Raw genomic sequence first — 7,394 nt, 5'->3', positions numbered from 1 at the left:
CGTCCCTGGTCGAGACCGGGGTCGTCGACCTCGACCGCTACCTCCCGGCGGTCGGGGGGGGGGCCGGCCCGCCCGGCGCCCCCCCCCCCCACTCTTCAGGCCTGGGCCGCCCGGGTCAACTCCGCCCGGTCCAGGCCCAGTTCCCGGGCCAGGGCCTCGTCCGCCCACTCCTGCGTCCGAGCCCGGGACACCGTCCCGTCGTACGCCGTCATCTGCACCGCCAGACCGTCGAGCAGCGCCGTCAGGCGCAGCGCCGCCGCCATCGGATCGGCGCACACGAACTCGCCGGCCGCGACCCCCTGCGAGATCACCTCGGCGAGCTCCGCCTTCCAGCGCCGGTCGAGCTCGCGCGTGACCTCCCGCAGCGCGTCGTCGCGCAGCGCCGCCGCCCAGCCCTCGATCCACAGCCGCCAGCCCTTGGCCTGGCCCGTCGGACCGTACCAGCGCACCGCGGCCCGCAGCCGCTTGAGCGCGCTCGTGCGGCGGCCCAGCAGCTTGCGCAGATGGGCCAGATCGCCCTCGGCGGCGTACGTGAACGCCGCCGCGACGAGCTTCTCCTTCGTCGAGAAGTGGTACAGCACCAGCGCGTTGCTCACGCCGAGCGCCGATGCCACGTCGGCGATGCGCACGGCGGCGACCCCGCGCGCCTCGATCTGCTCGATGGCGGCCCGCAGCAGCTCCTCGCGCCGCTCGGCCACGCTCAACCGGACTCTGGTCACCCGGTCACCCTAGTTGCCGTCGCGGCGAAGCGGCATCCGGGATCGCGTCAGGGCGGCTACGGGGACCGGCTCCGGGCCGGGGTCCGGCGCCGCGTGCGCGATCGCGTCCCCAACCGCTTCGTGCACGGCTCTTGACACCCTCTCGTGGCGCGCGCCACAGTCCACCTACCCGCTCTCTACTGACTGGCCATTCAGTCAATAGCCGGTCCACGAGAAGCACCCGCGGTCTCCCCGGCCGCCCGCACCGCCCGTCCCCGACCGAGCAGTCCTGTCGTCGCCAGGAGCCCTCAGTGACCCAAGCGCCGCCCGTCCCCACGCCCCCGCCCGCCCCGGACGCCCCCGACCTCTCCGAGGGCTGGGGCGAGCAGCGTTCCCGGCTGCGCAAGGATCTGCGCCGCCTGGACGTGCTGTTCTTCCTCATCTGCACCCTCGTCGGACTCGACACGATCGGCTCCGTCGCCGCCCAGGGCCCCCAGGGCATCACCTGGATGGCGATCCTCGCCCTCGTGTTCTTCCTGCCCTACGGCCTGCTCGTCGCCGAACTCGGCTCGGCGTTCCCCGTGCAGGGCGGCCCCTACGTCTGGACCCGGCTGGCCTTCGGCCGGCTCGTCGCCGGCGTCAACCAGCTCCTCTACTGGATCTCCAACCCGGTCTGGGTGGGCGGCAGCCTGTGCATCATCGCCCTCACCACCTGGGAGGAGTTCTTCACCCCGCTGCCCGGCTTCTGGAAGTACGCGGCGGGCCTGATCTTCATCTGGGGCGGCGCCCTCGCCGTCGTGCAGTCCGTCCGCATCGGCAAGTGGGTGCCCATCGCGGGCGCCGTCGCCCGCATCGTGCTCCTCGGCTTCTTCCTCGTCTCCGTGGTGATCTTCGCCCTGGAGCACGGCGTGCACACGCTGCCCGCGGGCGAGTTCGTCCCCACGTACGCCGGGTTCGTCGCGCTCGTCCCCGTCCTCATCTTCAACTACGTCGGCTTCGAACTGCCCAGCTCCGCCGCCGAGGAGATGAAGAACCCGCGCCGCGACATCCCGCTGTCGATCCTGCGCTCCGGCCTCGCCGCCGTGCTCCTCTACGGCGGCCCGATCCTCGGCATCCTGTTCGTCCTGCCCGGAAAGGAGATCGGCAGCCTCGGCGGCTTCATCGACGCCTGCAAGGCCGTCTTCACCGTCTACGGAGGCTCCATCGCGGCCGACGGCACGGTCACCCTCACCGGTCTCGGCTCCGTGTTCGGCGCGGTCGCCGCGGCGGGTCTCATCATCGGCCTGCTGACCTCCGGCGTCACCTGGGCCATGGGCGCCCACCGCGCCCAGGCCGTGGCCTGCGCGGACGGCGCGGGGCCGGCCTGGCTCGGCCACATCTCCGAGAAGCACGGCACGCCGGTGCGGGTCAACATCCTGTCCGCCGTGCTCGCCTCGATCCTGTTCGTCGTCGCCCTGAACCTCACCGACGGGAACGGGGAGAAGTACTTCGCGGCCGGCCTGGGCCTGACGATCTGCACGACCTTCATCTCGTACGTCGTCATCTTCCCCAGCCTCGTCGTGCTGCGCCGCAAGTACCCGAACCAGCCCCGGCCCTACGCCGTGCCCGGCGGCCGGCTCGGCACCTGGATCGTCGCCGCGCTGGCCACCGGCCTCGTCGCCTTCACCGTGGTCGTGCTGATCTGGCCCGGCTTCGGCGTCGGCTGGTTCGGCACGGACGGCAACGCGGCCGACTCGCTGCCCGCGTCCTTCGCGGGCCAGCGCGCGGAGTACACCCTGAGCCAGGTCCTCCCGCTGCTCCTGTTCGTCGGCATCGGCCTCCTCTTCTACGCGTCGGGCCGCAAGGCGCGGGCGGCGCAGCGGGCCCGCGGGGAGTCGGACCGCGAGGACGTCCTGACCGGCGAGTGACGTGACGCGTCGCCCGCGCACAGGGGAACCCGCCCGGCTCCGGCCGGGCGGGATCCCTTGGTGCGTCACGGGGCGTCTCGCCAGGGTGCGGGCTGTGTCGGTGTGCGGCTCCGCCGTGTGGGGATGCTGCCGGTCGGGGCTTTCGTCGTGGCCGGCCGCGCAGTTCCCCGCGCCCCGGGAATGCGGACCCTTCAGGTCGCATTCCCCCGATGAAGGCTGAGCAGCGTCTGTTGCTCGGCCTGTTCGCCTCCTGCGGTGCGCCATCCGCCGCCGACGCGGCCGGGCCAGGGAGTGCACCCCGTAAGGGGTGCGGGGCTGTGTCGGTGTGCGGCTCCGCCGCGTGGGCGTGACCAGCCGCACGGCGGGCCACCCGGGGAGGACGCTCGGCGTCTGCGGCGGGTCGTCGGCCGGGCCGGGACACATGGGAAAGGCCCCGCCCGGCCATGGCCGGGCGGGACCTTTCATGCGCTGCGGTCCGTCTCACCGCACCGGAGTGCCCCCCACGTCCAGGACGGCGTGCGCGTCCAGGGCCAGCGCGCCGCCCGGGTGCACCAGGAGCGGGTTGACCTCCAGTTCGGCCAGCTCCGGGTGGTCGGCCGCCGCCTGTGCCACGGCGCACACCGCCGCCGCTGCCGCCTCCAGATGGACGCCGGGCGCACCCCGCCACCCGGTCAGCAGCGGCGCGCGCCGCAGCCCGAGCAGCAGCTCACGCGCGCGTGCGGGCGTCAGCGGGGCGAGGGCCGAGGCCGTGTCGGCGTCGAGTTCGGCGGTGACACCGCCGGCGCCGACCACGACGACCGGGCCGAACGCCGCGTCCCTCCGCACCCCGACGATCAGCTCGTGCGCGTACGGCGGCGCGGCCATCGCCTCCACCACGTACCGCGCCGCGCCCGTCGCCTCCCGCATCCGTGCGAACGCGGCCCGCAGCGCGGCCTCGTCGGCGAGGCCCAGGGCCACCCCGCCCGCCTCCGTCTTGTGCGCGAGCCCCATCGCCTTGAGGACCAGCGGATAGCCCGTGCCCTCCGCCGCGCGCACGGCCGCGTCGGCGTCCTCCACGAAGGAGGCGACCGGGAACGACACCCCGTAGGAGGCGAGCAACTCCCGTACGTGCTCGTAGCCGCCGTCGTCGAGGGGGTACGCGGACCAGGTCGCCGGTGTGTCCTGGGGAGCGACGGGGTTGCACGAGGACAGCAGGGCCGCGCCGGACAGGGCCGTCACGGCCTGCTCGACGCGCTCGTAGACGGGAACGCCGCGCTCGCGCAGCACGGCGAGAGCCGCCGTGTCCCGGGCCATCGTGTGGACGATCAGGTCGCGGCCCGCCGAGGCCGCCGCGTCGGCCAGGGCGTGGGCGACCTCGCACTCGCGCGCGGCCTGCGCCGGGTTGGCCGACGCGTAGTCACCGAAGTAGCCGGTCAGGACGACCGCGTCGGCATCGCCCCCGCGCAGCAGGGCGTCCGCCACGCGCGCGTAGTTGCCCAGATCGGCCTCGCCCGCGCCCGCCAGGTCGACCGGATTGTCGCGGCCCGCGCCGGGCGGCAGCGCGTCGTCCAGGGCCGCGACCGTCTCCTTGGACAGGGCCGGCACCTCCAGCCCTCCCGCGGCGAACGCGTCGGCGGCCAGGGCTCCTTGGCCGCCGCTGTCACCGACGACCGCCACCCGGCGCGGCGGAACCGGCCGTCCCGCCGCCCGGCCCGCGCGCAGGTCACGAGCCATCAGATAGACGGCCGTATCGACGAGTTCGCCCGCCGAGGACAGCAGCAGGGCACCGGCGTCACGGCAGACGGAGGCGACGGTCGCGTACGGGCTGACGAGCGCGCCGGTGTGCGAGGCCGCCGCACGCCCGGATGCCGCACTGCGCCCCACGGTGAGGAGCAGCACGGGCTTTCCGGCCTCGTGCGCGGCGGCGAGCACGCGCGCGAGCCGCCGGCCGTCCCGGAAGTCCTCCACGTACGCGGCGATCGCGCGCGTGGGCGCGTGCTCGATCAGGGACTCCAGGGCGTCGGCCGCGTCGATGTCCCGCTGGTTGCCCAGCGACACGAAGCGGGAGAACCCCTGGCCCGCGCGGGCGAGATGCCGGCCGATCTCCAGGGCCAGGTTCCCGCTCTGCGACACCAGGCCGAGCCCGCCCGAAGGGAAGTCGCCCCAGCTCAGCCGCAGCCGGCTGGTCGTGTCGACGACGCCCATGCAGTTGGGGCCGAGCAACCGGGCGCCGTTCGACGTGATCAGCTCCGCGAGGGCCCGCTCCTCGGCGGCGCCCGCACCGCCCGACGTGATGACGGTGAAGCACCGTGCCCCGGCCGCGAGCCCCTCGGCGACGACCGACCGCACGTGCGGCGCCGGAACCGCCACGACCACGTGCTCCGGCGGCGCCGGCAGCGCCGCCAGATCGGGCAGGAACCGGGCGCCCTCCAGTTGGCCGCCCCGGCGGTTGACCAGGTGGACGGCGCGCCGGTCACGGCCGCTCAGCGCCCCGGAGGCGAGCCAGTATCCCCACTTCTCCGGATTGTCGGACGCGCCGACGACCGCGACCGAGGCCGGGTCGTACAGCGCGTCCAGGTTCACCGGCGCCGGGCCGGTCACCTGTACCACCCGAACCGCTCCGCGATGACGGGCAGCCGGTCGGCGACGATGGCGTGCGCGGCGGCGCGCGGCGTCGTGCCGTCGGCCTCCGCGCGGGACAGCATCTGGTCGATCAGCGCCCGCATGGAGCGCCGGATGTGCGCGAAGGCCTCGTCGGCGTCCGCGCCGATGTCACCGAACAGCGTCCACCACCACCAGGCGTTCGTCCCCGAGTTGACCACCACGTCCGGCAGCACGGTGATGCCGCGCCGCGCCAGCAGCTCCTCGGCGTCGGCGAGCACCGGCATGTTGGCCGCCTCGACGATCCAACGCGCGGTCACCCGCTCCTGGTTCCCGGCGTCGACCGCGTACGACACGGCGGCCGGCACCAGCACGTCGGCGTCGGCCGACAGCCAGGCGTCGCCCGGCAGTTCACGGTCCTCGGGGCGCAGCGCCGCCCGGTCCACGGTGCCGTACGCGTCCCGCGCGGCGAGCAGCGCCTCGACGTCGAGCCCCGCCTCGTTGACGATCGTGCCCTTGAGGTCCGCGACGGCGACGACCAGCAGCCCCGCCCGGGCCAGGAATCGGGCCGTGGCGCCGCCCATGGTGCCGAAGCCCTGCAAGGAGACCCGGGTGCCCGCGTACGGCACCTCGGCCCGGTCGAGGGCCACCAGCACGGACTCGGCGACGCCGCAGCCGCCCACCAGCTCGTCCAGGCCGATGCCGTCGACCTCGACGGCGAACGCGTCGGCGAGCCGCGCGCGGGCGCTCGCCTCGTCGTCGAGCAGCGGGTACACGGCCTGGATCGACGAGACGAGCCCCGCCTCCTCCGCCGCCCGGTCCACGAGGTCCTGCGTCAGGCCGAGGTCCTCGCCGGTCGTCCAGAACGACTCGACGTACGGGCGCATCGCCCGCAGGTAGCGCACCAGGACGCCGTACGCCTCCGGGTCCCTCGGGTCGCAGTCGATGCCGCCCTTGGCGCCGCCGAGCGGGATGTAGCGGCCCTGCGGGTTGTAGTGCAGGGCCTCCTTCATCGTCATGCCGCGCGCGAGGCCCGCGACCTCATCCAGGGTGCAGCCCGCGCGCATGCGCAGGCCGCCGCTGGAGACACCGCGGACCAGGCGGTCCACGACCAGGTGGCCGGTGCGGCCCGTGACGTGGTCGGTCCAGGTCAGCTGGACCAGCGGGGGCGTGGGCGTGGTCATGCGGTCTCCTCGGGGACGGTGATGAGGGTGGGGCCCGGCACGGTCAGGGCGTGTTCCAGGAGGCGGGCCAGCTCTTCGGGGGAGCGGGCCGTGGCGCCGTGGCCTCCGTAGGCGCGGGCGAGCGCGGGCAGGTCCACGCGCGCGTGGTCGACGGCGAGCGCGGCGTCGCCGCGGGCGTTCATCTCGTCGCGGATCTCGCCGTAACCCGCGTTGTCGAACACGACGACGGGGAGCGGCAGCCCCGACTGGGCCGCCGTGGCGAGCTCCTGGACGCTGAACTGGAGGCCGCCGTCGCCGCTGAGGGCCACGACCTGGCGCTCCGGACGGGCGGTCTTGGCGCCGATCGCGGCCGGCAGGGCGTAGCCGAGGGTGCCGAACCCGGTCGGGTGGAGATAGCGGGCCCGCGGGCCGAGGCGCAGGTGCGGCAGTGCCCCGTAGTAGCAGCACTGGGCGCTGTCGGAGGTCACGATCGCGTCCGGGGCGAGGACGGTGCCGATCGCGTCCAGGTAGGGGCGCCACAGCGCGTCACGCGTGCGTGTCTCGTCGTCGCGGGCCGTGCGCAGGGCGGCCGGCGCGTCGGCCAACTGCTCCTCGACCGGGGTGCGCCGTGCGGAGCCTTCGAGCGCGTCCAGCAGACCGCTCAGGGCCACCTCCGCGTCGCCCACCAGGGGGACGTCCGCCGGATGGTCGCCGTACATCTGCTCCGGATCGACGTCGACCCGGACCAACGCGCCTTGCAGTGGAGGCAGTTCGGTCCACAGGTCGGCCTCGGCCAGCTCCGTGCCGACGGCCAGGACCACGTCGCGGGACGCCAGCCACTTCTGCACGGCGGGGCTGTGCAGCGAGACACCGAGCGAGAGCGGATGCCGTTCGTCGACGATCGCCTTGCCGTTCGCCGTCGTCGCCACCGGAGCGCCGAGCCGCTCCGCGAGGGCCAGGCACAGGTCGGCGGCTCCGCGCGCGCCGCCGCCGAGCACCAGCGCCGGGCGCTCGGCCGACGCCAGGAGCGAGGCGGCCGCCGCGAG

General features: G+C 74.7%; 5 protein-coding genes. 1 reads left to right on the top strand and 4 read right to left on the bottom strand.

Annotated elements, in window-relative coordinates; genetic code table 11:
• Positions 1-95 precede the first annotated feature (95 nt).
• Positions 96-719 (bottom strand): TetR/AcrR family transcriptional regulator, encoded by a 624-nt coding sequence (locus ACFW9D_RS13230; protein ID WP_188335841.1) that lies wholly within the window; start codon positions 717-719, stop codon positions 96-98.
• A gap of 290 nt (positions 720-1,009) precedes the next feature.
• Here ACFW9D_RS13230 and ACFW9D_RS13225 point away from each other — a divergent pair, with 290 nt between their 5' ends.
• Positions 1,010-2,605, top strand: a complete 1,596-nt coding sequence (locus ACFW9D_RS13225) for an APC family permease (RefSeq protein WP_188335840.1) — start codon at positions 1,010-1,012, stop codon at positions 2,603-2,605.
• A gap of 480 nt (positions 2,606-3,085) precedes the next feature.
• Here ACFW9D_RS13225 and ACFW9D_RS13220 read toward each other — a convergent pair whose 3' ends face one another.
• The 3 genes from ACFW9D_RS13220 to ACFW9D_RS13210 form a co-directional block, all read right to left on the bottom strand.
• Complete coding sequence (locus ACFW9D_RS13220) at positions 3,086-5,185, bottom strand: acetate--CoA ligase family protein (RefSeq protein ID WP_384621200.1); 2,100 nt, start codon at positions 5,183-5,185, stop codon at positions 3,086-3,088.
• Positions 5,182-6,369 (bottom strand): Glu/Leu/Phe/Val dehydrogenase dimerization domain-containing protein, encoded by a 1,188-nt coding sequence (locus tag ACFW9D_RS13215; RefSeq protein ID WP_384621197.1) that lies wholly within the window; start codon positions 6,367-6,369, stop codon positions 5,182-5,184. Before ACFW9D_RS13215 ends, ACFW9D_RS13220 begins: the two co-directional genes overlap by 4 nt.
• The coding region (locus ACFW9D_RS13210; RefSeq protein WP_384621194.1) for a thiamine pyrophosphate-binding protein at positions 6,366-7,394 on the bottom strand (1,029 nt) is incomplete at its 5' end. The genes ACFW9D_RS13210 and ACFW9D_RS13215, both read right to left, overlap by 4 nt.

Origin of the sequence: Streptomyces sp. NPDC059524, assembly GCF_042749255.1 — a bacterium.
Taxonomy (GTDB): domain Bacteria; phylum Actinomycetota; class Actinomycetes; order Streptomycetales; family Streptomycetaceae; genus Streptomyces; species Streptomyces xanthii.
The sequence above is the reverse complement of the archived record's forward strand: the minus strand, read 5'-3'. Positions and strand labels throughout refer to the sequence as shown.

Bases quoted from the DNA above. Each gene is read 5' to 3' on its own strand.
- ACFW9D_RS13215 (WP_384621197.1), bottom strand. From the start codon at position 6,369: ATGACCACGCCCACGCCCCCGCTGGTCCAGCTGACCTGGACCGACCAC.